20 protein-coding genes, 1 tRNA gene, 1 pseudogene and 1 riboswitch are annotated in these 24,347 nt (G+C 73.0%); of the genes and pseudogenes, 16 read left to right on the forward strand and 6 right to left on the reverse strand.

What is annotated here, in order from left to right:
- Window positions 1–177 precede the first annotated feature (177 nt).
- Window positions 178–528, forward strand: coding sequence for a hypothetical protein (locus QMQ26_RS21520; protein WP_282202387.1), 351 nt, complete (start codon window positions 178–180; stop codon window positions 526–528).
- A 57-nt stretch (window positions 529–585) separates the two neighbouring features.
- The gene (locus QMQ26_RS21525; RefSeq protein ID WP_282202388.1) at window positions 586–1,581 is read left to right on the forward strand and encodes a MazG family protein; all 996 of its coding nucleotides are present in this window, start codon (window positions 586–588) and stop codon (window positions 1,579–1,581) included.
- 13 nt (window positions 1,582–1,594) lie between these two features.
- On the opposite strand, the gene QMQ26_RS21530 is transcribed toward QMQ26_RS21525, so the two are convergent.
- Window positions 1,595–2,014, reverse strand: a complete 420-nt coding sequence (locus tag QMQ26_RS21530) for an SDR family NAD(P)-dependent oxidoreductase (protein WP_100836599.1) — start codon at window positions 2,012–2,014, stop codon at window positions 1,595–1,597.
- 154 nt (window positions 2,015–2,168) lie between these two features.
- Between QMQ26_RS21530 and QMQ26_RS21535 the strand changes: the two are divergent.
- The 7 genes and pseudogenes from QMQ26_RS21535 to QMQ26_RS21565 all read left to right on the forward strand — a co-directional run bounded on the left by QMQ26_RS21535 (window position 2,169) and on the right by QMQ26_RS21565 (window position 10,219).
- Window positions 2,169–3,412: pseudogene (locus QMQ26_RS21535) on the forward strand (cytochrome P450 family protein).
- 232 nt (window positions 3,413–3,644) lie between these two features.
- A riboswitch (cyclic di-AMP (ydaO/yuaA leader) is annotated at window positions 3,645–3,843 on the forward strand.
- Window positions 3,844–3,846: 3 nt separating this feature from the next.
- A complete protein-coding gene (locus QMQ26_RS21540; RefSeq protein ID WP_282202389.1) occupies window positions 3,847–4,539 on the forward strand; it encodes a transglycosylase family protein in 693 nt (230 codons plus the stop codon).
- A gap of 314 nt (window positions 4,540–4,853) precedes the next feature.
- A complete protein-coding gene (eno, locus tag QMQ26_RS21545; RefSeq protein WP_282202390.1) occupies window positions 4,854–6,143 on the forward strand; it encodes a phosphopyruvate hydratase in 1,290 nt (429 codons plus the stop codon).
- 138 nt (window positions 6,144–6,281) lie between these two features.
- Window positions 6,282–6,722, forward strand: coding sequence for an FtsB family cell division protein (locus QMQ26_RS21550; RefSeq protein ID WP_100836595.1), 441 nt, complete (start codon window positions 6,282–6,284; stop codon window positions 6,720–6,722).
- A 75-nt stretch (window positions 6,723–6,797) separates the two neighbouring features.
- A complete protein-coding gene (locus QMQ26_RS21555; RefSeq protein ID WP_282202391.1) occupies window positions 6,798–7,457 on the forward strand; it encodes a DUF501 domain-containing protein in 660 nt (219 codons plus the stop codon).
- Window positions 7,454–8,389: a Ppx/GppA phosphatase family protein gene (locus tag QMQ26_RS21560; RefSeq protein WP_100836593.1), complete on the forward strand. Its 936-nt coding sequence runs from the start codon at window positions 7,454–7,456 to the stop codon at window positions 8,387–8,389. Before QMQ26_RS21555 ends, QMQ26_RS21560 begins: the two co-directional genes overlap by 4 nt.
- Window positions 8,390–8,851: 462 nt before the next feature.
- Window positions 8,852–10,219 (forward strand): NAD(P)/FAD-dependent oxidoreductase, encoded by a 1,368-nt coding sequence (locus QMQ26_RS21565; protein WP_100836592.1) that lies wholly within the window; start codon window positions 8,852–8,854, stop codon window positions 10,217–10,219.
- Window positions 10,220–10,470: 251 nt separating this feature from the next.
- On the opposite strand, the gene QMQ26_RS21570 is transcribed toward QMQ26_RS21565, so the two are convergent.
- Window positions 10,471–10,552 (reverse strand) — tRNA-Leu (locus QMQ26_RS21570).
- A 350-nt stretch (window positions 10,553–10,902) separates the two neighbouring features.
- On the opposite strand from QMQ26_RS21570, the gene QMQ26_RS21575 reads away from it, so the two are divergent.
- Window positions 10,903–11,676, forward strand: coding sequence for an ABC transporter ATP-binding protein (locus tag QMQ26_RS21575; protein WP_100836591.1), 774 nt, complete (start codon window positions 10,903–10,905; stop codon window positions 11,674–11,676).
- A 72-nt stretch (window positions 11,677–11,748) separates the two neighbouring features.
- Window positions 11,749–14,313 carry an ABC transporter permease gene (locus tag QMQ26_RS21580; RefSeq protein ID WP_282202392.1) on the forward strand — a complete coding sequence of 855 codons (2,565 nt, stop codon included), beginning with the start codon at window positions 11,749–11,751 and terminating at the stop codon, window positions 14,311–14,313.
- Between the two features lie 62 nt (window positions 14,314–14,375).
- Here the strand turns inward: QMQ26_RS21580 and QMQ26_RS21585 are convergent, their stop codons facing one another.
- Entirely contained in the window at window positions 14,376–14,903 is a 528-nt protein-coding gene (locus QMQ26_RS21585) for a peptidylprolyl isomerase (RefSeq protein WP_100836589.1), read from the reverse strand.
- Between the two features lie 169 nt (window positions 14,904–15,072).
- Between QMQ26_RS21585 and QMQ26_RS21590 the strand changes: the two genes are divergently transcribed.
- On the forward strand, window positions 15,073–15,954 hold the full coding sequence (locus tag QMQ26_RS21590; RefSeq protein WP_282202393.1) for a Bax inhibitor-1/YccA family protein: 882 nt from the start codon (window positions 15,073–15,075) through the stop codon (window positions 15,952–15,954).
- A gap of 109 nt (window positions 15,955–16,063) precedes the next feature.
- A complete protein-coding gene (locus QMQ26_RS21595) occupies window positions 16,064–16,477 on the forward strand; it encodes a hypothetical protein (protein ID WP_282202394.1) in 414 nt (137 codons plus the stop codon).
- Between the two features lie 107 nt (window positions 16,478–16,584).
- Here QMQ26_RS21595 and QMQ26_RS21600 read toward each other — a convergent pair whose 3' ends face one another.
- The 3 genes from QMQ26_RS21600 to QMQ26_RS21610 form a co-directional block, all read right to left on the reverse strand.
- A complete protein-coding gene (locus tag QMQ26_RS21600) occupies window positions 16,585–17,523 on the reverse strand; it encodes a hypothetical protein (protein ID WP_282202395.1) in 939 nt (312 codons plus the stop codon).
- Between the two features lie 278 nt (window positions 17,524–17,801).
- A complete protein-coding gene (locus QMQ26_RS21605) occupies window positions 17,802–19,022 on the reverse strand; it encodes an acetyl-CoA C-acetyltransferase (protein ID WP_282202396.1) in 1,221 nt (406 codons plus the stop codon).
- A gap of 57 nt (window positions 19,023–19,079) precedes the next feature.
- Window positions 19,080–20,180 (reverse strand): SGNH/GDSL hydrolase family protein, encoded by a 1,101-nt coding sequence (locus QMQ26_RS21610; protein WP_282202397.1) that lies wholly within the window; start codon window positions 20,178–20,180, stop codon window positions 19,080–19,082.
- A 196-nt stretch (window positions 20,181–20,376) separates the two neighbouring features.
- Between QMQ26_RS21610 and QMQ26_RS21615 the strand changes: the two genes are divergently transcribed.
- The 3 genes from QMQ26_RS21615 (at window position 20,377) to QMQ26_RS21625 (ending at window position 24,083) form a co-directional block, all read left to right on the forward strand.
- Window positions 20,377–21,801, forward strand: a complete 1,425-nt coding sequence (locus QMQ26_RS21615; RefSeq protein WP_404813931.1) for a cystathionine beta-synthase — start codon at window positions 20,377–20,379, stop codon at window positions 21,799–21,801.
- A gap of 484 nt (window positions 21,802–22,285) precedes the next feature.
- Complete coding sequence (locus QMQ26_RS21620) at window positions 22,286–22,612, forward strand: hypothetical protein (RefSeq protein WP_100836583.1); 327 nt, start codon at window positions 22,286–22,288, stop codon at window positions 22,610–22,612.
- Between the two features lie 190 nt (window positions 22,613–22,802).
- A complete protein-coding gene (locus tag QMQ26_RS21625) occupies window positions 22,803–24,083 on the forward strand; it encodes a L,D-transpeptidase (RefSeq protein WP_282202398.1) in 1,281 nt (426 codons plus the stop codon).
- Window positions 24,084–24,347: the final 264 nt, after the last annotated feature.

Here is a 24,347-nt window from a genome sequence, read left to right on the forward strand (position 1 = left end):
TCCCACTCCGGCCCGCCCCGGCCCGCCCCGCCCCGGCCCGCCCCGGCCCGCCCCGGCCTGCGCCGGACGGGTGAGCGGGCCCCGCGCCACCGCCGTGTCCCCCGGGCGGGCCCGGCCGGGCCGGTGAGGCTGTGGAGCAGCCCTGCCCCTCCGTCGCACCGGTTGCGAGGTCCGTCCGTGCTCCAGCGCCGTTCCCCCCTGCCGAGGAGGCTGCGTGCGCTGTGCGCGGTCCTGCCCGCCGCCGCCGGACTGCTCCTGCCGCTCGCCGCGTCCTCCGCCGCGTCCGCCGCGTCCGCCGTGCCGCACGGGCCGCGCCCGGCGGTGGTCCGGCCGGCGCACCCGGGCCCGGCGACCGCCGCCCGGCCGGTGGCGGCCGCCGACCCGGCCCCGGCCCCGGGCGCGCCGGAGGGCAGCCGCCTCCCCGGGACCGGCAGCGCCGGCGCCCTCCCGCTGATCGGCCTGGCCGCCCTCGGCTGCGTCCTGGCCGGCCTGCTGGTGCTGCTCTCCAAGGCCCGCCGCCGGCACTGACCCCGCCCCGGGCGGGCACGTCCCGCGCGGCCGGTGCCTCCCGGTAGGTTCGACCCCGTGGAGACTCCGAAGCTGATCCTGCTGACCACCACCCACCGCGTCGCCCCCGGCCTGCTGTCCTGGCCCGCCTGGGAGGCGCTCCGGTCCGCGCCGAAGGTGCTGGCCGGGGTCGCGGACCACCCGCAGCTGGCCGCGCTGCGGGCGGCGGGCGTCGAGCCGGAGGTGATCGAGCGGCCCTCGGCCCCGGCGCTGGCCCGGCGGCTGCTGGCCGAGGCCCCGGCGCTCTGGCTGGAGAGCCCGGACGGCGACCCGGGGCTGACGGACGCGCTGGCCCGGATCGCGGTGGAGGAGGCCGGGGAGCACCCGGAGATCGAACTGCTGCCGGGCTCGTACGACCTGCCGGGCGCCCGGCTGCTGGACCTGGCCTCCGTGATGGACCGGCTGCGCTCGCCCGGCGGCTGCCCGTGGGACGCCGAGCAGACCCACCGGAGCCTGGTGAAGTACCTGGTGGAGGAGGCGTTCGAGCTGGTCGAGGCGATCGAGGAGGGCGACCGGGAGACCCTGCGCGAGGAGCTCGGCGACGTGCTGCTCCAGGTGTTCTTCCACGCCCGGATCGCCGAGGAGGACGCCGAGGACCCGTTCTCGATCGACGACGTCGCGGGCGACCTCGTCGAGAAGCTGATGTACCGCCACCCGCACGTGTTCGGCGACGTGAGCGTGTCCGGCTCCGCCGAGACCGAGGCCAACTGGGAGCAGCTGAAGGCGGCCGAGAAGCAGCGGGAGTCGGTGCTGGACGGCGTCCCGGCGGGCCTGCCCGCGCTGGCGTACGCGGCGAAGCTGGTGTCCCGGGTGCGCCGGGCGCACTTCACCGCCGTGCCGGACGCGCCGTACGAGCTGCCCGCCGAGCTGACCGCGGAGTCGGCGGGCGAGCTGCTGCTGGCGGTCGCGCAGCGCGGCTACGACCGGGGGGTGGACGTGGACGCGGCGCTGCGGGCGGCGGCCCGCCGCTACCGCGCGGCGGTCCGCTCCGCCGAGGGCCTGCCCGGGAAGTAAGAAGGGGAGCGCGCTAGCCGGCCAGCGGGACGTCCGCGACGGGCCGGCGCTGGGCCGGGATCACCTCGCCGATGGCCTCGCCGACCAGGGCGAGCAGTTCGGCCAGCGGGTCGAGGTGGACGGGCAGTTCGGCGAGCTGGACGATCCGCTCGCCGTCCGGCCCGGCCACCGCGAACAGGTCGATCGGGCCGAGGTGCTTGACGGCGGTGTCGACCAGCGCGGCGATGTCCGCCGGGTGGTGGACGTCGCCGGAGACGCCGACCACCGGGCAGCCGGGGCGGTCGAGTTCGGCGGCCAGGTCCTCGGCGACGCCGGGGCGCACATCGGCGATGAGCAGACCGGCGGCGCCGGCGGCGGAGAACCTGCGGGCCAGGTCGGCCCCCGAGCCTCCGTCGAGCACCGCGATGACCACCACTGCACCGGCTACTCGCATGGTCAGCTCCCCTTTCAGAGCGAACCCGTGGCCGGCCCGCACGCCGCCCACTGTGGTTATCGGAGGATCGTAGGCTCGCCCCGACGCTCCGCAACAGGGAATACCCACCAGGTGACCAGACTCACGCGGTGGCGCTTCCAGATACGGTCAAGACATGCCAGATCAGCCCCACGCCGCCCACCCGCAACTCTTCACCTGGGAGTTCGCGGCCGACCCCTACCCGGCGTACGCCTGGCTGCAGGAGCACGCGCCGGTGCACCGCACCACCCTCCCGAGCGGGGTCGACGCCTGGCTGGTCACCCGCTACGCGGACGCCCGGCAGGCGCTGGCGGACGCCCGGCTCTCCAAGAACCCGGCGCACCACAGCGAACAGGCCCACCGCAGCGGCCGGGTCGGCATCCCCGGCGAACGGCAGGCCGACCTGATGACCCACCTGCTGAACATCGACCCGCCCGACCACACCCGGCTGCGCCGGCTGGTCTCCAAGGCGTTCACCCCGCGCCGGGTGGCCGAGTTCGAGCCGCGGGTGCAGCAGCTCACCGACCGGCTGATCGACTCCTTCGCGGCCCGCGGCGAGGCCGACCTGATCCACGAGTTCGCCTTCCCGCTCCCCATCTACGCGATCTGCGACCTGCTCGGCGTCCCCGAGGAGGACCAGGACGACCTGCGCGACTGGGCCGGCATGATGATCCGTCACACCGGGGGAAGAGGGGAGGGGTGGGCCGCGCGGTCAAGCAGATCCGCGGCTACCTGGCCGACCTGATCCACCGCAAGCGGGCCGACCTCGGCGAGGACCTGATCTCCGGCCTGATCCGGGCCGGCGACCACGGCGAGCACCTGACCGAGAACGAGGCCGCGGCGATGGCCTTCATCCTGCTGTTCGCCGGCTTCGAGACCACCATCAACCTCATCGGCAACGGGATGTACGCGCTGCTGCGCGACCCGGGACAGCGCACCCTGCTGCAGGACTCGCTGGCCCGCGGCGAGTCCGGCCTGCTGGAGACCGGGATCGAGGAACTCCTGCGCTACGACGGCCCGGTGGAGTTGGCGACCTGGCGCTTCGCCACCGCGCCGCTGACCATCGGCGGGGTGGACGTCCCGGTCGGCGACCCGGTGCTGGTGGTGCTGGCCGCGGCCGACCGCGACCCGGCCCGGTTCGCCGCCGAGAACACCCTCGACCTGGCCCGCCAGGACAATCCGCACCTGGGTTTCGGTCACGGCATCCACTACTGCATCGGCGCCCCGCTGGCCCGGCTTGAGGGGCAGCGCGCGATCGGCAGCCTGCTGACCAGGCTCCCGGACGTCCGGCTGGCCGCCGATCCGGCCGAGCTGCGCTGGCGGGGCGGGCTGATCATGCGCGGTCTGCGCGACCTCCCGGTCTCCTTCACGCCCCGCTGACGCCGTTTCAGCACCCGTGACACGCCGCCGCGCTGGGCCGACGACGCGCCGGGGCGGGGGCGCGCGTCGCACTCCCGTCCGAGACGAATCTGGACATACCTGGATCGTTCGTCAACGAAGTGGGAATTTCCGTGATTTCGGCGTGATCATGGTGATATGAGCTTGTGATTGCTCGTCAGCTTTGCCTACTCTCCGACATGCCCGCAGCTGCGGGCCCCGATCGCGGCACGCCGAGTCCTGTCCGCCGCGTCCTCGGGCCACCGACCAGGTACCGGACAGGAGTGGGGGAACCAGTGTGAACGCCGTAGTCCCAACGGCTTGGGGTGAAGCCGCCGAGCAGCGGGCGCAAGCGCGCCCGGACCGTCCGGCGGCCGGGCCAGCCTCCCGGTCCGAACCCGACAGCTCACCTCGCAGGCGTGCGGAGAGGATGTCCCGTGCTGTTCACCCACGCTGTTCGTCACCCCCGTAGTACCAAGGCCGAGAAGGTCGTCGCCGCCGCCGGCGTGGCCTCGGTCGGCCTGGCACTCCCCCTGCTGGCCGCCGCCGGAGCGGTCGCGGCACCCGTCGACACCTGGGACCGCGTGGCCCAGTGCGAGAGCGGCGGGAACTGGGGCATCAACACCGGGAACGGGTTCTTCGGCGGCCTGCAGTTCACCTCCTCCACCTGGCGCGCCTACGGCGGCGGCCAGTACGCGGCCCGCGCCGACCAGGCCAGCCGCTCCCAGCAGATCGCGGTGGCCGAGCGGGTGCTGGCCTCCCAGGGCCCCGGCGCCTGGCCGGTCTGCTCCAAGCGGGCCGGGCTGGTCAAGGGCGGCGCACCCGCCGAGGTGTCCGCCGACACCGCCTCGCGCTCCGAGGAGCGCCCGGCCGCACCCCGGCGGCCGCAGGACTCGCCGCCGAACCGGCCGGCCGAGACCGCCGCCGACCTCCAGGACGCGCCCCAGGCCACCCAGCCGGCCCCGCAGGGCACCGCCGGCGGCTACACCGTCCAGGGCGGCGACACGCTCTCCACCATCGCCGCCGCGCAGCACGTGGCCGGCGGCTGGGAGTGGATCTACCAGGCGAACCGGCAGCTGATCGGCGCCGACCCCGACCTGATCCTGCCCGGACAGGTACTCGCCCTCTGACACCGGGGCCCGCATCGGGCCCGGCACCCGGTCCGGCACCCGGTCCGGCATCCGGGACGCGAGGCCCGCGGACCTGACGAGGTCCCGCCGCCGCCCTGACGAGGGCCGCGTCCCCTGATGCCTCGTCCGCTCCCGGCGCGCGCCGAGCAGTTCGCGCCACCGGGAGCGGCGGATCGGCCGTCAAACAGGTGAACTACCGGTGAGTAGCCGGGCCACACCGTGAGACGGGGCCCGGCCCGGCGTGGCCGCGGCGCGCTGTGCGGCTAGGCTCTGGTCGTAACGACCACACATCCGCTTCCGCTAGGAGATGCCTCGTGCCGTCCATTGATGTCGTCGTAGCCCGTGAGATCCTCGACTCCCGCGGCAACCCCACGGTCGAGGTCGAGGTCGGTCTCGACGACGGCAGCACCGGTCGTGCGGCTGTCCCGTCGGGTGCCTCCACCGGTGCCTTCGAGGCGCTGGAGCTCCGCGACGGCGACAAGAACCGCTACTTCGGCAAGGGCGTCGAGAAGGCCGTCCTCGCCGTGATCGAGCAGATCGGCCCCGAGCTGGTCGGCTACGACGCCACCGAGCAGCGCCTGATCGACCAGGCCATGCTCGACCTGGACGCCACCCCGGACAAGTCCTCACTCGGCGCCAACGCGATCCTCGGCGTCTCGCTCGCCGTGGCGCACGCCGCCTCCGAGGCCAGCGACCTGCCGCTGTTCCGCTACCTGGGCGGCCCGAACGCCCACGTGCTGCCCGTCCCGATGATGAACATCCTCAACGGCGGCTCGCACGCGGACTCCAACGTCGACATCCAGGAGTTCATGATCGCCCCGATCGGCGCGGAGTCCTTCTCCGAGGCCGTCCGCTGGGGCGTCGAGGTCTACCACACCCTCAAGGGCGTGCTGAAGGAGCGCGGGCTCTCCACCGGCCTGGGCGACGAGGGCGGCTTCGCCCCGAACCTGGACTCCAACCGCGAGGCCCTCGACCTCATCACCGAGGCCATCAAGAAGGCCGGCTACACCCCGGGCAAGGACGTCGCGCTCGCCCTGGACGTCGCCGCCTCCGAGTTCTACAAGGACGGCGCCTACCAGTTCGAGGGCAAGGCGCTCTCCGCCGACGACCTGATCTCGTACTACGCCGAGCTGGTCGCCGACTACCCGCTGGTCTCCATCGAGGACCCGCTGGACGAGTCGGACTGGGACGGCTGGAAGGCCATCACCGACGCGCTGGGCGACAAGGTCCAGCTGGTCGGCGACGACCTGTTCGTCACCAACCCGGAGCGCCTGCGCAAGGGCATCGAGACCGGCACCGCCAACGCCCTGCTGGTCAAGGTCAACCAGATCGGCTCGCTCACCGAGACCCTGGACGCCGTCGAGCTGGCCCAGCGCAACGGCTACCGCTGCATGATGTCGCACCGCTCCGGCGAGACCGAGGACGTCACCATCGCCGACCTCGCCGTCGCCACCAACTGCGGCCAGATCAAGACCGGCGCCCCGGCCCGCTCCGAGCGCGTCGCCAAGTACAACCAGCTGCTGCGCATCGAGGAGATCCTCGACGACGCCGCCGAGTACGCGGGCCGCTCCTCCTTCCCGCGGTTCCGCTCCGCGGACAAGTAAGCACAGTCGCTCCGCGGACAAGTAAGCACAGCAAGGGCTGAACCCCGCGACGGGCGGACGCCTGTTGTGACCGGTGCCCCGGCTCCCACCGCGTAGGGTGGGGGCCGGGGCACCGGCGTGCGCAGGAGGGGTGAGCAGATGGCCAAGTGGAGGATTCCCGGGTTGGCGGCGCGACCGCGCTTCACCAGCCGGGCCACCGTGCTGGTGCTCGTGCTCTGCTCGCTGGTGGCGATACTGGCCTACCCCGCCCGGCAGTACATCGCCCAGCGCGGCGAGATCGCCGACCAGCGGGCCAAGGCCGAGCACGCCCGTCGGCAGGTCGACGAGCTGCGCCGGGAGAAGGCCCGCTGGCAGGACCCGGAGTACGTCAAGGCGCAGGCCCGCGAGCGGCTGCACTACGCGCTGCCCGGCGAGACCCCGTTCGTCTCGGTCTCCCCGCCGCCCGCGCCCGGCGCCAAGCCCTCCTCGACGGACGCCGCGGCCGGCCGCCCGAAGGCCGTCAAACCCTGGTACGCCGCGCTCTGGGACTCGGTGGACGCCGCCGACGCCGCGGCGCCTGCACCGCAGCCGGCCCCCTGACGCCCCCGCCCGCCTCGCCACCCCCTGCCGCCCTCTGACCACCCCGCCCCCTCGGACGAACAGACTCCTGACCTGATGAGCAACCAGAACCCTCCCGTGTCCGACGCCCCCGAGGTGTCCGACCGCGACGTCGCCGCCATCGCCGCCCAGCTCGGCCGGGTCCCGCGCGGGCTGCGCGGCGTCGCCCACCGCTGCCCGTGCGGCAACCCGGACGTGGTGGAGACCGCGCCCCGGCTGCCCGACGGCACGCCGTTCCCGACGTTCTACTACCTGACCTGCCCCCGGGCCGCCTCGCTGATCGGCACCCTGGAGGCGGACGGCGTGATGAAGGAGCAGACCGCCCGGCTCGCCGAGGACCCGGAGCTGGCCGCCGCCTACCGCGCGGCGCACGAGGACTACATCGCCCGCCGGGACGCCGTCGAGGTGCTGGAGGGCTTCCCCAGCGCCGGCGGCATGCCCGACCGGGTCAAGTGCCTGCACGTGCTGGTCGGGCACTCGCTGGCCGCCGGGGAGGGCGTCAACCCGCTCGGCGACGAGGCGATCGGGATGCTGGAACAGTGGTGGGCCAAGGGCCCGTGCGTCAGCGACGCCGAGGTCGAGGCGGCCGGCGAGCGGGTCGCCCGCAACCGGGCCAAGGCCAGGGACCACGACGCGGTGATCGCCGCCAAGGAGGCACTGAGTGCCGAGCGGGCGGCCCGCAAGGCCGCCGGGGCCGGGCCGGAGGACGAGTCGTGAGCCCGATCCGGGTCGCCGCGATCGACTGCGGCACCAACTCGATCCGCCTGCTGATCGCCGACCTCGACCCGGAGACCGGCGCGATCACCGACCTGGACCGGCGGATGCTGATCGTCCGGCTCGGCCAGGACGTCGACCGCACCGGCCGGCTGCACCCCGAGGCGCTGGCCCGCACCTTCGCGGCCTGCCGCGAGTACGCCGAGGTCATCGCCGCGCACGGGGTCGCCCCGGAGCGGATCAGGATGGTCGCCACCTCCGCCTCCCGGGACGCCGAGAACGCCGCCGAGTTCACCGCCGGGGTCAAGGAGATCCTGGGCGTCGAGCCGAGCGTGGTCAGCGGCGACGAGGAGGCCCGGCTCTCCTTCACCGGCGCCACCCGCGAACTGCTCGGCGGCCCGCACCGGCCGCCCTACCTGGTGTTCGACCTGGGCGGCGGCTCCACCGAGTTCGTGCTCGGCGAGCAGGACGTGCGGGCCGGGTACTCGGCGGACATCGGCTGCGTCCGGATGACGGAGCGTCACTTCGCGGGCGGGCAGCCCACCGAGGCGCAGATCGAGGCCGCCCGGGCCGACATCCGGGCCGCGCTGGACACCGTCGCCGAGGCCGTCCCGCTGGACTCCGGCGCCACCCTGGTCGGCCTGGCCGGCACCGTCACCACCGTGGCCGGGATCGCCCTGGAACTGCCCGGCTACGACTCCGAGCGAATCCACCACGCGGTGCTGGACGTCGCCCGGGTGCGGGAGACCGCCCGGTGGCTGCTGCACTCCTCGCACGCCGAGCGGGCCGCCGTCCCGGTCATGCACCCCGGCCGGGTGGACGTGATCGCGGCGGGCGCGCTGGTCCTGCTGGAGATCATGGAGCGCACCGGGGCCGCCGAACTGCTGGTCTCCGAGCACGACATCCTCGACGGGATCGCCTGGTCGATCGCCTGACCCCGTCCGCCCGCCCCGGGGGGCCGTCCCGGCAGGCCCCCGCAAGGGCCTTCCGGGTCCCTCCCGGGGCCCTCCGGGGGGTTCCCGGGGGGCCTGCGGCGTGTCGCCCGAAGAAGCTTCGTGAATTTCTTCACATGCCAATCCAGCCTTTCGTCGCACCTGGGTGTCCGCTCCGTCCGAAATGTGGGACCGAAGGTGCCGTCGGCAGCTCGCGCATGGGATCGCAGGCAACCTGCCGTTCATCCCGGAGAAATCGAAACCCCGCTCGGGAACCCGCACGGCACAAGGATCGTTGCTGCTCAGCGCGGCACTGAGTGCCGGGCCGGTCGCGGAGGGCGGTCGGCGGGCCCGGAACGGGCCGCCGGGGGCCGAAATGCGGGCGCGTAGTGTAGCACGAGGTGTCCAGGAGCTTGTGACGGGCCTCACGAATGCTCCGTCAGGCGGGGGTGGATACTTTCGGATATGAGCACCACGGAGCGTCCTCGCATCCTCATTGTCGGCGGTGGTTACGTCGGCCTGTATGCCGCGATGCGCATCCTCAAAAAGATGCGCTACGGCGAAGCGACCGTCACGGTCGTCGACCCGCGGTCGTACATGACGTACCTGCCCTTCCTTCCCGAGGCGGCCGGCGGCAACGTCGCGCCCCGCAACCTCGTCGCGCCGCTGCGCAGCGCCCTCAAGAAGGCGGAGGTGCTCACCGGTCACGTGACCGAGGTGGACCACGCCCGCAAGGTCGCCACCATCCAGCCCGCGGCGGGCGACTCCTACGAACTGCCCTTCGAGTACCTGGTCGTCGCGACCGGCTCGGTCTCCCGGACCTTCCCGATCCCGGGTCTGGCGGAGCACGGCATCGGCATGAAGACGGTCGAGGAGGCGATCAGCCTCCGCAACCACGTCATGGCGCAGCTCGACAAGGCCGAGTCCACCACGGACGAGGACGTCCGGCGCAAGGCCCTGACCTTCGTGGTCATCGGCGGTGGCTTCGCCGGCATCGAGACCGTCGCCGAGATCGAGGACATGGCGCGCGACGCCGCCAAGATCTACAAGACCGTCAGCCGGGACGACATGCGCTTCGTCGTGGTGGAGGCGGCCAACCGCATCCTCCCCGAGATGGGCCCCGACCTGGGTCTGTGGACCAAGGGCCGGCTGGAGGAGCGCAACATCGAGGTCTACATCGAGACCTCGATGGACTCCTGCGTCGACCAGCACGTGGTGCTGAAGAACGGCATGGAGTTCGACGCCTCCACCATCGTGTGGACCGCCGGCGTCAAGCCCAACCCGGTCGTCAACCGCTTCGGCCTCCCGCTCGGCCCGCGCGGCCACGTGGACACCGCGGCGACCCTCCAGGTCCAGGGCTTCGACTACGTCTGGGCGGCCGGCGACAATGCGCAGGTCCCCGACCTGGCCGCCGGTGAGGGCGCCTGGTGCCCGCCGAACGCGCAGCACGCGGTCCGCCAGGCCGCCGTCCTCGGTGACAACGTCATCGCGGGCATGCGCGGCTTCCCGCAGGCCGAGTACAAGCACAAGAACCTCGGCGCGGTGGCCGGCCTCGGCCTGCACAAGGGCGTGGCGATCCTGTTCGGCAAGGTCAAGCTCAAGGGCCGCCTGGCCTGGTGGTTCCACCGCGGCTACCACGGCGCGATGGTCCCGACCATGAACCGCAAGATCCGGGTCTTCACCGACTGGACCCTGGCGATGTTCCTCAAGCGCGAGACGGTCGGCCTCTCCGAGATGGAGAAGCCCTTCGACGCCTTCCAGGAGGCGACCGCCCCCGCGCCGAAGCCCGCCGCCGCGGCCGAGCCCGCCAAGGAGCTCGCCGCGAGCAAGTAAGCGACCAGACCCGACACAGGTCGGGTTCGAGTCGGAGGCCCTCCGCCCGGCAGCGCCGCCGGACCACGACCTCCGTGGTGCTCAGCCGGCCCCGCCACCGGGCGGAGTAAGCACATAGGTGACGCGAAGGCCCCCACCCTCCACCGGGTGGGGGCCTTCGGGCGTTCCGGGGCCCGTGGCCGGGCCGCCACCCCGGCCCGGGGGCCCGTGACCGGGCCATCACCCCAGGTCACCGAGGGTGGGCAGGAGAGTGCCCAGAGCCGGACTCGAACCGGCACGGCCTCACGGCCAAGCAGTTTTAAGCTGCCCGTGTCTGCGTTCCACCATCTGGGCCTGGGAGCGCGGCGAACTCAGTCACTGAGCCTAGTCGGCCGGGCGAGTGTTTCGCATATTTCCCGGGACGGAAGTTGTCATGCTTCCATGCCATCTGACGAAGCGTCCGCCGTTTCGGCCACCCGGCGGCGGTTCTCGGCCACCCGGGTCCCGGGCGGAGGTCGGGGGAGGGGTCATCCCGCAGGAGGAGACGGCGGGAGGGGCCGTACGCCTGGCGGCGGTGGGGCAACCGTTCGGCGGAGCGACGTGGGCGGGCCCGGGCGGCGGTGAGGATGGAGTAGCGGTCGGAGGAGCCTTCCCGTCCGGTCGCGCCGTGACGAACCCCGACCCTCCGGACAGGAGTCCCCACCGTGAGCACCTCGACCGCGTACGCAGCCCACACCGGCCTGGCGGCGGCCCGCGCCACCGGTCTGCACAAGGTCTACGGCGAGGGCGAGACCCGCGTCGTGGCACTGGACGACGTCTCGGTCTCCTTCGGGCGGGGCGAGTTCACCGCGATCATGGGGCCGTCCGGCTCCGGCAAGTCGACGCTGATGCACTGCATGGCCGGGCTGGACAAGGTCACCTCGGGGTCGGCCACGATCGGCGAGACCGAGCTGGTCGGGCTGAAGGACAAGCAGCTGACCAAGCTCCGCCGGGACAAGATCGGCTTCGTCTTCCAGGCGTTCAACCTGCTGCCCACGCTGACCGCGCTGGAGAACATCACGCTGCCGACGGACATCGCGGGCCGCAAGGTCGACCGGGCCTGGCTGGACCGGGTGGTGGAGACGGTCGGCCTGTCCGGCCGGCTCTCGCACCGCCCGGCCCAGCTCTCCGGCGGCCAGCAGCAGCGGGTGGCGTGCGCCCGGGCGCTGGCCTCCAAGCCGGAGATCATCTTCGCCGACGAGCCCACCGGCAACCTGGACTCCCGCTCCGGCGCGGAGATCCTCTCCTTCCTGCGCAACTCGGTGCGCGAACTCGGCCAGACCGTGGTGATGGTGACGCACGACCCGGTGGCCGCCTCGTACGCGGACCGGGTGGTGTTCCTGGCCGACGGCCGGATCGTCGACGAGCTGTTCGGGCCGACCGCCGACACCGTCCTGGACCGGATGCGCCGCTTCGACGCCAAGGGCCGCACCAGCTGACGCCGCGCCAGCCGCGTCCGCCGCGTCAGCCCCCGTCGAACCGACCGCACCCCTCTCCCCAGGACTGACCCCATGCATCGCACCGCACTGCGCAACGTGCTGGCCCACAAGGGCCGACTCCTGATGACGGTACTGGCCGTGCTGCTGGGCACCGCCTTCGTGGCCGGCACCCTGGTGTTCTCCGACACCATGGGCCAGGCCATGCGCAACAGCTACTCCACCAGCTTCTCGGACGTCTCGGTGCTGGTCTCCGCCACCGGCGCGGACGACGGCGGCCCCACCGACGGCGACGCCCCGCGGCCGGAGCGGAACTCGCTGACCCAGGACACCGTCCAGCAGCTGGCCGCGCTGCCCGGCACCGAGCGGGCCCGCGGCGTGGTCTCCGGCTTCACCGGCGTCGCCGACAAGAAGGGCGACCTGGTCGGCCAGGTCTGGGGCGCCCGCGGCGCCAACTTCGTCCCGGACGCCTCCGGCGCGGACACCCGCTACCCGATGGCCGAGGGCCGCGGCCCGCGCGCCGGGGGCGAGATCGCGCTGAACCGGCAGGCCGCCGACAAGGCCGGCTACCACCTCGGCGACACCGTCCGGGTGGCCGGCAACGGCGCCGCCCGGGACGCCGTGCTGACCGGCGTCTTCACCACCGACGACCCGCAGGTCACCTCCGGCGGCACCCTGGTGCTGATGGACACCGCCACCGCCCAGCGGGAGCTGCTGGAGCCGGGCCGGTTCAGCTCGGTGGTGCTCACCGCCAAGGCCGGCACCTCCGAGCAGGCGCTGCTGGAGCAGGCCCGGGCGAAGACCGGCACCGACGGCGTCGAGCTGCAGACCGGCCAGGAGCTCAAGGACGAGCAGACCAGGATGGTCGCCGACTCGGTCAGCACCACCAAGACCATGCTGCTGGTGTTCGCCGGCATCTCGCTGTTCGTCGGCGTCTTCATCATCGTCAACACCTTCACCATGCTGATCGCCCAGCGGCTCCGGGAGCTGGCGCTGCTGCGGGCGGTCGGCGCCAGCCGCGGCCAGGTCACCAGGTCGGTGCTGGTGGAGGCGCTGGCGATCGGCCTGGTCGCCTCGGCCGGCGGCCTGCTCGCGGGCGTCGGCATCGGCGCGGGCCTGCAGTCCCTGCTGCACGCCTTCGACGAGGGCATGCCCACCGGCTCGCTGGTGGTCGCCCCGGCGACGGTGGTCGCCACCCTGGTGGTCGGCGTGGTGGTCACCGTGCTGTCGGCGCTGCTGCCGGCCGTCCGGGCCTCCCGGATTCCCCCGGTGGCGGCGATGAGCAGCGGCGAGCAGCCCAGCACCCAGCGCGGCCTGCTGATCCGCAACACGATCGGGGTGCTGCTGGCCGGCGCCGGGCTGGGCCTGATCCTGGCCGGCGCGAACGGCAGCGGCTCGGGCGCCCAGCACCTGCTGGAGCTCGGCGCCCCGGTCACCCTGATCGGCGTGTTCGTGCTGCTGCCGCTGCTGTCGCGGCCGGTGATCGCGCTGGTCGGTCCGGTGCTGGCCCGGCTGTTCGGCACCCCCGGCAAGCTGGCCCGGCTGAACGCGGTGCGCAACCCGCGCCGCACCGCCAGCACCGCGGCCGCGCTGACCATCGGCCTGACCCTGGTCACCGCGCTGACCGTGATCGGCAACTCGGTCACCAGCGCCGTCACCTCGATGGTCGCCGGGTCGATGAAGGCCGACTACGTGGTCGCCATGGCCAACGGCCGCCAGCTGTCCCCCGAGCTGACCGGGCTGGTGGCCGGGGCGAAGGGCGTCGAGGCGGTCAGCCGGGTCGACAACGTCTGGTGGCACCTGGACGGCTCCGACCAGGCCAAGGCGATCGAGGGCTACGACGCCGACGCCTTCGACCAGTTGGTCGGCCTGACCATGGCCTCCGGCTCCACCGGGGCGCTCAAGCAGGGCCAGGTGCTGGTCAACGACGAGTTCGCCGCCACCCACCACCTCGCGGTCGGCTCCACCCTGTCGGCCACCGCCCCGAAGGGCCAGGCCGTGACGCTCACCGTCGGCGGCGTCTTCGAGCGCAACGACGGGGTCTCCCCGGTGCTGGCCCCCAACCAACTGGTCGAGCGCTACGACCCCGACCCGCTGGTCCAGCAGATCCTGGTGAAGGGCGTCGACGGCCCGAGCGACGCGCTGAAGCAGTCGATCAAGGACGCCACCGGCCGCAACCCGGTGATGGAGGTCCGGACCATGAAGGACATGGTCGACGAGTTCAGCCGGATCATCTCGACCATGCTCAACCTGATGTACGGCCTGCTCGGCATGGCGGTGGTCGTCGCCGTCCTCGGCGTGGTCAACACGCTCGCCATGTCGGTGTTCGAGCGCAAGCGCGAGATCGGCATGCTGCGGGCGATCGGCCTGGAGCGGCGCGGCATCAAGCGGATGATCCGCCTGGAGTCCGTGGTGATCTCGGTCTTCGGCGCCTTCGTGGGCGTCCTGCTCGGCTGCTTCCTCGCCTGGGCCGCGACCCGGACCCTGGCTTCCGAACTGAAGGGACTGACCACCGTGATCCCGTACGGCAGCGTGCTGCTCTTCCTCGCCCTCGCCGCCCTGGTCGGCATGGTCGCCGCCCTCTGGCCGGCCCGCCGGGCCGCCCGGATGGACATCCTGACCAGCATCAAGACCGACTGACCCGACGTCGGGAAGCCGCCCGTCCCGGTCGCGGGGCGGGCGGCTTCCGGGTGCCGGACCGGTCAGCGGGTCTCGATCGCGACCTTCTCGATCACCACGTCCTGCACCGGGCGGTCGTTGCGCGGGTTGGTCGCGGTGGTGGCGATCGCGTCGACGACCTTCCGGCTGGCCTCGTCCGCGACCTCGCCGAAGATGGTGTGCTTGCCGGTCAGCCAGCTGGTCGCGCCGACCGTGACGAAGAACTGCGAACCGTTGGTGCCCGGGCCCGCGTTGGCCATCGCCAGCAGGTACGGCTTGGTGAAGGCCAGGTCCGGGTGGAACTCGTCGGCGAACTCGTAGCCCGGGCCGCCGGTGCCGTTGCCCAGCGGGTCGCCGCCCTGGATCATGAAGCCCTCGATCACCCGGTGGAAGACCGTGCCGTCGTACAGCGGCGCGTTGCTGGGCTGCCCGGTGTTCGGGTCGATCCACTGGCGCTCACCCGTCGCCAGCTCCACGAAGTTCTTGACCGTCTTGGGCGCGTGGTTCGGCAGCAGCCGGATCACGATGTCGCCCCGGTTGGTCTTCAGCGTGGCGTACAGCTCCTCGGCCATCGGGGGCCGCCTTTCTGGGTATGCGTCAGTTGCGCCACCCACCCTGCCCCCTCGGTGGCCCCCCGCGCAGCCGACACGGATCATCCTCACGACCGACGCGGAATACTTTGCCAAACCATTACTCTTGTGCTCTGTGTGGGTGGTGCCGTACCGCCCCGGAGGGAATGTGATGAGAAGCAGGAACCCGGTCTTCTCGCGGGAGGGGTCCTTCACCCGCGACAACCAGTACGCGGGGTTCGGCACGCAGCCGGCCGCCCAGCCCGGGCAGCCGGCCTACGGGTCCCCGTACGCGGGCGGCCCGTACGGCGGCCCGCAGGCCGCCGGGCAGCCGCCGCTGACGGACGACCAGCTCGCCGCGATGTACGGCGCGCCGTCCGCCGGTCCGGCCCGGACCGGCCGGATGACGATGGACGACGTGGTGGCCCGGACGGCCATGACGCTGCTCACCCTGGTCGCCTTCGGCGCGGTGGCCTGGTTCACCGTGCCGGTGGACAACTTCGCCCCGGCGATCGGCGCCGCCCTGGTCGCCATGGTCATCGGCCTGGTGGTGAGCTTCAAGCGCAGCGTCAACCCCGGCCTGATCCTGGCTTACGCGGCGCTGGAGGGCTTCTTCCTCGGCGCGCTCAGCAAGGCCTTCGAGACGCTCTTCGAGGGCATCGCCATCCAGGCCGTGCTGGGCACCGCCGCGGTGTTCGCGGCCACGCTGATCGCCTACCGGAGCGGCCGGATCCGGGTCACCCCCCGGTACACCCGGATCGGCCTCACGATCGCCATGGGCTTCCTGCTCCTGATGCTGGTCAACCTGGTCGCGATGCTCTTCGGCGCCGACTTCGGCCTGCGCTCGGGCCCGCTGGGCATCGTGGTCGGCCTGATCGGCATCGCGCTCGGCGCGTTCTTCCTCACCCTCGACTACGCCGAGATCGAGGAGGGCATCCGGCAGGGCGCCCCCGAGAAGGAGGCCTGGCGGGCCGCCTTCGGCCTGACGCTGTCGCTGGTGTGGATCTACCTGGAGATGCTGCGCCTGATCGCCATCCTGCGCGGCGACGACTGACCGCGCCGGCACGACCGACCGCGCCGCACGGCGCGGACCGCGGCGGGCCCCGGAGGAACGATCCTCCGGGGCCCGCCGCACGCCCCGGCGAGGGCCTACCCTCGGGGGCATGTCCGAGCACCTCCCCGCCGCCCCGCAGCCCCCCGCCGAGCACCCGCCCGCCGAGGGCCTTCCCGCCGAGGACCTCGCCGCCGACGCCGCGCGGCTGACCGCCGCCGTCGACCGGCTCGCCGACCGCTTCCGGGCGATGCCGCAGAGCCGCCTGCTGGCCGTCGTCCCCGGGCACCCGTCCCGGGCCGCCGCCGCGCTCGACCTGGCCGGTCGGCTGGCCGACCGGGCCCGGGCGCTGGAGGGCCTGCCCGCGCTGGCGGTGCCCGACTGCGGGGCGTTCGCGGTGGGCGACCAACTCGCGGTCACCGGGCACGACCTGGCGCTCGCCGCGGGCACCGGCCACCCGGACGCGCCGGCCGCGCTGGCCGCCGCGCTCGCCGAGGTCGAGCGGACCGACCGGCTCACCGCCTGACGCCCCGTCAGGGCCGTCCGGGCGCCGGAACGCCGACGGGGCGCCGAGCCGGCCCGGGCAACCCCTTGCCGGGCGGTCGGCGCCCCGTCGCGGGCGCGGGCGGGCGGTCAGATCGAGGCGACCACCCGGTCGGCGAGCACGTAGACCGTCTCGTCGTCGGTGGAGAAGGTCAGCGAGTACGAGCCGGAGAACCGGGACCCGCCGAGCAGCCGGACGTCCTCGCCGGCCCGGACGGCGTCGATCAGCCGGTAGGCGGCCTCCCGGTCGCCGGGGGCGACGCAGAGCGTGGTGCCGTCGGCGAAGGCGTACACGTCCAGGGTGCCGAGCGGGCCGGGGCGGACGTCGGTCAGCGCGATCCGCTCCTCGGCGAGCGCGGCCAGCCGGTCGTCGGTCCACTCGCGGGACGGGGTCGGGCTGGGGATGAAGTCCGGGTGCGAGGGGTGCCGGCGCGGGTCGGGCGCGGCCGCGGGCTCTCCCTCGGCGTCCAGCAGCCCGGCCTCCAGGCCGGTGGCCAGCAGGTCGGCCTCCCGGCGGGCCTGCACGTCGCCGTTGTCGCCGGGCGCCGGGAAGCCGCCGCCCTGCGCGGGGTGCGCCGGGTGTGCGGGGTGCGCCGGGTGCGGGGCGCGGGCGCCGCCGGCCGGGCCGCCGTCCGCCGGGGCGTCCTTGATCAGGTCCTCCAGCGCGTGCCGCAGCGCCTCGCCGAACTCCGGGTCCATCACGCCGTTGTCGGCGGCCTCCTGCGGCCCGGTCGGGCGCGGGAAGAAGATCGGCCAGTCCTCGCCGATGGTGGTGAACGGGGTGTCGAACAGCGGGGAGTCCTCGGCGGCGCGGGCCTCCTGCTCGGCCCAGAACGCCCGGGCCTCGGTGATCTCCCGCTCCCGGTCGGCGGCCAGGGCTTCGGCGACGGCGCGGCGTATCAGCGCCTCGTCCCACTGCGGGTTCGGCTGCCGGTCTGCCAACTTCCCAGCCAGTGCGCGGAGGTGGAGCAGGACAGCGGTGGTCAGGGCGATCAGTACCAGCAGCAGGGAGAGGAAGACGGCGCTCACGGAACGTACTCCCAACGAGGAGCGGAACGGGGTTACGCCTCCACACTGCCGTATCGGCGGCCGTTACTGCAGTGGCTGATGTCGGATTTGTCGTGCACTTTCCCACTTGTCCTCAAATTGTTAGGTAATACCTTTCTACGCTGCGGAGTTGATCCAATCCGGTGCGTCGACAATCCGGTCCCGGAAGGACGAAAAACGGGCCGGATCGCACCTCGGGTGTGATCCGGCCCTCAATCACGCTGCGTCACTCCAGATGGGTGAGACGCGCGTCACAACGCTCAGCTCAGGCGCTCGATGACCATCGCCATGCCCTGCCCGCCGCCCACGCACATGGTCTCCAGGCCGAACTGCTTGTCGTGCCACTGGAGGGAGTTGATCAGCGTGGTGGTGATCCGGGCACCGGTCATGCCGAAGGGGTGGCCGACCGCGATCGCGCCGCCGTTCACGTTCAGCCGGTCCAGGTCCACGCCCAAGTCCCGGTAGGACGGGATGACCTGGGCCGCGAACGCCTCGTTGATCTCCACCAGGTCGATGTCGCCGATCGACAGCCCGGCCCGCCGCAGCGCCTGCTTGGACGCCTCCACCGGGCCGTAGCCCATGATCTCGGGGGAGAGGCCGGACACGCCGGTGGACACCACCCGGGCCAGCGGCGTGATGCCCAGCTCGCGCGCCTTGGTGTCCGACATGACCACCAGCGCCGCCGCGCCGTCGTTCAGCGGGCAGCAGTTACCGGCCGTCACGGTGCCGTCGGGGCGGAACACCGGCTTCAGGCCGGACACGCCCTCCAGCGTCACGCCCGCGCGCGGGCCGTCGTCCGCGCTCACCACGGTGCCGTCCGGCAGCGTCACCGGGGTGATCTCGCGCTGCCAGAAACCGGCCTCGATCGCCGCCTCGGCCAGGTTCTGCGACCGCACGCCGAACTCGTCCTGCTCGGCCCGGGTGATCCCCTTCAGCGCGGCCAGGTTCTCCGCGGTCTGGCCCATCGCGATGTACGCGTCCGGCAGCAGGCCGTCCTCGCGCGGGTCGTGCCACTCGCCGCCGCCGGTCTCGGCGCGGTGCTTCGTGCGCGCCTGGGCCTCGTCGAACAGCGGGTTCGTGGTGCCCGGCATGCCGTCCGAGGTGCCGTTGACCGAGCGCGAGACGGTCTCCACGCCCGCCGAGACGAAGACGTCGCCCTCGCCCGCCTTGATCGCGTGCAGTGCCATCCGGGTGGTCTGGAGCGAGGACGAGCAGTAGCGGGTGACCGTCGCGCCCGGCAGGTAGTCCATGCCCATCTGGACGGCCACGATCCGGGCCAGGTTGTGGCCCTGCTCGCCGCCCGGCAGGCCGCAGCCCAGCATCAGGTCGTCGATCTGCCGCGGGTCCAGCTGCGGGACCTTCGCGAGCGCGGCACCGATGATCTGTGCGGTCAGGTCGTCCGGGCGGACGTCCTTCAGCGAACCCTTGAACGCCCGGCCGATCGGCGAACGGGCGGCGCTGACGATGACGGCTTCGGGCATGGCGGGCTCCTCGCTGAGTGACCTCGGGACGCGATCCGGTGGATCTCCCCGGGAAAGTTACCGCTTGGTAGCTCCGGCGTCATCCGCCTCCGGATGTGAGTTCGCCGACGCGATCGCCCGCGACGGGCGGCCGCCCGCCACCCGCGCGGGCGCGGCGTCCTCCCCGCCGGGCAGGGCCAGCCGGAACCGCTGCTTCAAGGTCGCCCACCGCCAGGTGCCGTTCACCGGACCCGCCGCCGTCACCTCGGTGCCCGAACGCCCGGCCGCCGCGGCGGCGGCCACCGCCACCGGCAGCACCGCCTGCGGCTCCACCACGCCGCCCGCCTCCGGCGACTCCTGCGGCCACAGCCCCAGCGCCGCGCAGAGCGAGGGCAGCAGCGCCATCGCCGCCGTCGCGTAGCCCTGCGCGGACGGGTGGTAGCGGTCCTCGGCGAACAGCTCCGGCCGGGACGCGAACTCCGGACCCAGCAGCGAACCCAGCGAGACCGTCCGCCCGCCCGCCCCCACCACCGCGATGGTCTGCGCCGCCGCGAGCTGCCGGCTCACCCGCCGCGCCACCCAGCGCAGCGGCGGCCGGACCGGCTTGATGGTGCCCAGGTCCGGACAGGTGCCCACCACCACCCGGCAGCCCGCCGAGACCAGCGCGCCCACCGCCTCGCCCAGCTCGCGCACGCTGCGGGCCGCCGGGGCGTGCCGGGTCACGTCGTTCGCGCCGATCATCACCACCGCGACGTCCGGCCGGTGCGCCAGCGCCGCCTCCAGCTGCCGGGCCAGGTCCGACGAGCGCGCCCCCGACTTCGCCACGTTCACCAGCCGCACCCGGCGCTCCGCGACCGAGGCCAGTCCCGAGGCCAGTAGCGCACCCGGCGTCTCCTGCGAGCGCTGCACCCCCAGCCCCGCCGCCGTCGAGTCACCCAGGAACGCCAGCACCAGCGGCGGGTGCACGTCCTGCGGATCGGCGAAACCCTCGCCGTACACCCCGTCCGCGAACGGCGGCTCCCCGTCCAGCACCCCGATCGCCCGGACCGCCATCCGGCTCTCGGTCAGCAGCACCCCGGCCAGCCCCACCCCCAGCAGCCCCAGCCCCCCGCCCCCGTACGCCGCCGCCGTGGCGATCCGCCGCGCCACCCGGGCCCTCGACGCCTGCGAGCCGGCCATGGGCCCACCCCCTCTCCGCTCCGCACAACCGCTACCACCCTGGATACCCCCCGACCGCACCGCCGTACCGGCCCGCCCCCGCAGAACCACCCGCCCGCCGGACCGCGCCGCACCGCGGGCACCCCGGCGGCGGGGGCCGCGCGGGGCGGTCGGGGCCGGGAGGGGGGCCTAGGCTGGGGGTTTCGGCAGAACAGTGATGCCACGGACCGGGAGGACCCCCGTGCGGTACCACAATTCGATCATCGAGCTGGTCGGCGACACCCCGTTGGTGAAGCTCAACAAGGTCGCCGAGGGGATCAGCGCCACCGTGCTGGCCAAGGTCGAGTACTTCAATCCGGGCGGTTCGGTGAAGGACCGGATCGCCGTGCGGATGATCGAGGCGGCGGAGGCTTCCGGCGCGCTCAAGCCCGGCGGCACCATCGTCGAGCCCACCAGCGGCAACACCGGGGTGGGGCTGGCGATCGTGGCCCAGCAGAAGGGCTACCGCTGCATCTTCGTCTGCCCGGACAAGGTGTCGACGGACAAGATCAACACCCTGCGGGCGTACGGCGCCGAGGTGGTGGTCTGTCCGACCGCGGTCGCCCCGGAGCACCCGGACTCGTACTACAACGTCTCGGACCGGCTGGTCCGGGAGACCCCGAACGCGTGGAAGCCGGACCAGTACTCCAACCCGGAGAACCCGGCCTCGCACTACCACTCCACCGGTCCGGAGCTGTGGGAGCAGACCGGGGGGCGGATCACCCACTTCGTGGCGGGCGTCGGCACCGGCGGGACGATCTCCGGCACCGGCAACTACCTCAAGGAGGTCTCCGGCGGGAAGGTGCAGGTGATCGGCGCGGACCCGGAGGGCTCGGTGTACTCGGGCGGCACCGGGCGGCCGTACCTGGTGGAGGGCGTCGGCGAGGACTTCTGGCCGACCGCCTACGACCGGCAGGTCGCGGACCGGATCGTCGCGGTCTCCGACAAGGACTCGTTCCAGATGACCCGCCGCCTCGCCAAGGAGGAGGGCCTGCTGGTCGGCGGCTCCTGCGGGATGGCCGTGGTGGCGGCGCTGGAGGTGGCCCGGGAGCTGGGGCCGGAGGACGTGGTGGTGGTGCTGCTGCCGGACGGCGGCCGCGGCTACCTGTCGAAGATCTTCAACGACGACTGGATGGCGGACTACGGCTTCCTGCCGACCGCCACCGACGAGGCGCACATCGGCGAGGTGCTGGGCCGCAAGGACGCCGTCGAGCACGAGGGCATCCCGCAGTTCGTGCACATGCACCCCAACGAGACGGTCGCCGAGGCGGTCCGGGTGCTGCGGGACTTCGGCGTCTCGCAGATGCCGGTGGTCTCCCCGGGCGCCGGGCACCCGGACATCATGGCCGGCGAGGTGATCGGCTCGGTGGTCGAGCGGGAGCTGCTGGACGGCCTGTTCAGCGGACGCATCCAGCTGACCGACACGCTCGACGGGGTGATGTCGAAGCCGCTGCCGGTGGTCGGCTCCGGCGAGTCGGTGACCAACCTGATGGCGGTGCTGGAGAAGGCCGACGCGGTGGTGGTGCTGGTCGAGGGCAAGCCGCAGGGCATCGTGACCCGCCAGGACCTGCTGTCCTTCCTGACCGCCCGGGCCGGCCACTGACCGTCCGCCCGGGCGGCTCCGCCCGCCGTCCGGGTGAGGAATCCGGGCCCCGGAACAGTTGGTACTCGGACGTCACAGCTGCGCATCATCCGGTTAACACGGGCACGGCATCTTTGAAGCACGGCAAGAAGCCGAGAGCGGTGACAGCGCAGGACGGGAGCGGCTCCCCATCCTGAGCGGTCACCCAGGACACGACCGGTCGGCCCTGACCCGGCCCACCGTGTCCGGACCGTGGGAGGCGCCGTCGTCCCGCCCCTGTCATCAGGGTGCGGCGGCTCCCGCGGCTAGAGATCGCGCCGCGAGGCGCGGCTCCGCGAGCTCCCGGGTGGGGGAGTCCGAGCGGAGGAAGAAGGGCCGGTCCGGGTTCGCCCGGGCCGGCCCTTCCTCATGCCCGCCGCCGCACCCCGCTCCGTACCGGCTCCGGGTCCGGCTCCCGGCCCCGTCTCGTTTCCGGAAGGGTGTGCGAGGCCCTAGGCTCGCTGACATGACCAGCACCGACCTGCCCGAGCAGGACGCACCGCGCTACGTTCGCCTCACCATCGAGCTGATCGCCGAGATCACCGACGAGGGGGCCCTCAAGGCCGCCGCGCTCACCCAGGTCTCCGACGACGAGTACCTGGACGACGACGAGCGGGCCCAGGCCGTCGAGGCGATCGAGGTGGACCCGACCGGTTCCCTCGCCCACTTCGTCGACCCGGTCGCCCTGCTCGGCGACGTCCCCGGCGTGGAGCTCGCCTCCGCGACCTGGGAGTCCGCCAGCACCGACTACGACCCCGACGACGAGAGCTGGGACGAGTACGAGGTGCAGTGACACCGCGTCCCGTCCGGGGCCCGTCCCCGGGTCCCGGACGCGCGGGGCCCGAACACGCGGGTCCCGCCCGCGTTCCAGCCGTGCGAGAGCCCGGTCCGGCAGTCCCGGACCGGGCTTTTGTCCTTTCTGCCCACTGCTTGGGTACCCTCGTACGATCTGCACACATATGCGTGATCTTGGAACGAGGAGCGTGGACGTGACCGCACCGGAGAAGCAGGACCGGCCGCGTGGCGGCAACTGGAGTCGGCGCGGCGTGCTCTCCGGGTTGCTGGGCGCCCCCGTGCTGCTGGTCGCGGCCTGCACGGGCGGCGGCGGGAAGTCCGGCCCCGCCGGCGCCTCCGGCTCGGCCCCCGCCGCGGGCGGGGCCTCCGCCACCCCGTCCACCAGCCCGAAGGCCTCGGTGGCGGAGATCACCATCAAGCCCGCCGACGGCGTCACCGCCGCGCCGTTCACCGAGCCGGTCACCGTCACCGTGCTGAACGGCACCCTGACCTCGGTGACCGTCACCGACCGGTCCGGGCAGCCGATAGGAGGATCGCTCTCCGACGACGGCGCGAGCTGGACCTCCACCGACCAGCTCGCCAGCGGCACCGCGTACACCGTCGCCGCCTCCGCCGTGGACGCCGAGCAGCGCCCGGCCGACGCCAACGCCAGCTTCTCGACCGCCTCCCCGGCCAACACCTTCGTCGGCTACTTCACCCCCGAGGACGGCAGCACCGTCGGCGTCGGCATGCCGGTGTCGATCAACTTCAACAAGGCGATCACCGACCGGAAGGCCGTGCAGCAGGCGATCACCGTGGTCGCCGACCCGCCGGTGGAGATCGTCGGCCACTGGTACGACGCCACCCGGCTCGACTTCCGCCCGCGCGACTACTGGGCGAAGGGCACCAAGGTCACCCTCAAGCTGCGGCTCAAGGACGTGGCCGGGGCCAAGGGCGTCTACGGCACGCAGTCCAAGGACGTCGGCTTCACCGTCGGCCGCAGCCAGGTCTCCACCGCCGACCTGAAGGCCGACACCCTCACCGTCCGCACCGACGGGCGGGTCACCGCGACCTACCCGGTGATCGGCGGCGCGCCCGAACACCGCACCTGGGGCGGCAAACTGGTGATCTCCGAGCGCTACCAGCAGACCCGGATGAACTCCAGCACGGTCGGCCTGGGCAGCGAGTACGACATCCCGGACGTGCCGCACGCCCAGCGGCTGACCAGCTCGGGCACCTTCATCCACGGCAACTACTGGTCGCCCGCCGGGCAGTTCGGCAACGACAACACCAGCCACGGCTGCATCGCGCTGCAGGACGTCCAGGGCGGGAACGACCCGAGCACCGACGCCGCGCAGTTCTACGCGAGTTCGATGATCGGCGACGTGGTCGAGGTGGTGAACTCCGGCGACCGCACCGTCAACCCCGGCAACGGCCTGAACGGTTGGAACATGGCCTGGTCGGACTGGGTGGCCGGGAGCGCCGTCTGACGCGTGCACGGAGAGGGCACGGTTCGGACACGGAAGGTGGGGGGCCGGTGAGAGTGTCCTAAACGAATGGTAAAAATATTCGCGTGCGGGGGGACGCGCCACTGTGCTGAGCTTGCCTCCGCGGCAGGGCCGACCGGGCCCGAACCGTCTCCAGGTAGCAGGAGCAAGCCATCAACACCGTCATCCGCCGCCGCACCGTCCGCGCGGGCATAGCCGTCACCACCGGAGCCGTCCTCCTCGGCGGCGGCCTCGCCGCCTGCGGCA

It is taken from the genome of Kitasatospora fiedleri (assembly GCF_948472415.1).
Lineage (GTDB): Bacteria > Actinomycetota > Actinomycetes > Streptomycetales > Streptomycetaceae > Kitasatospora > Kitasatospora fiedleri.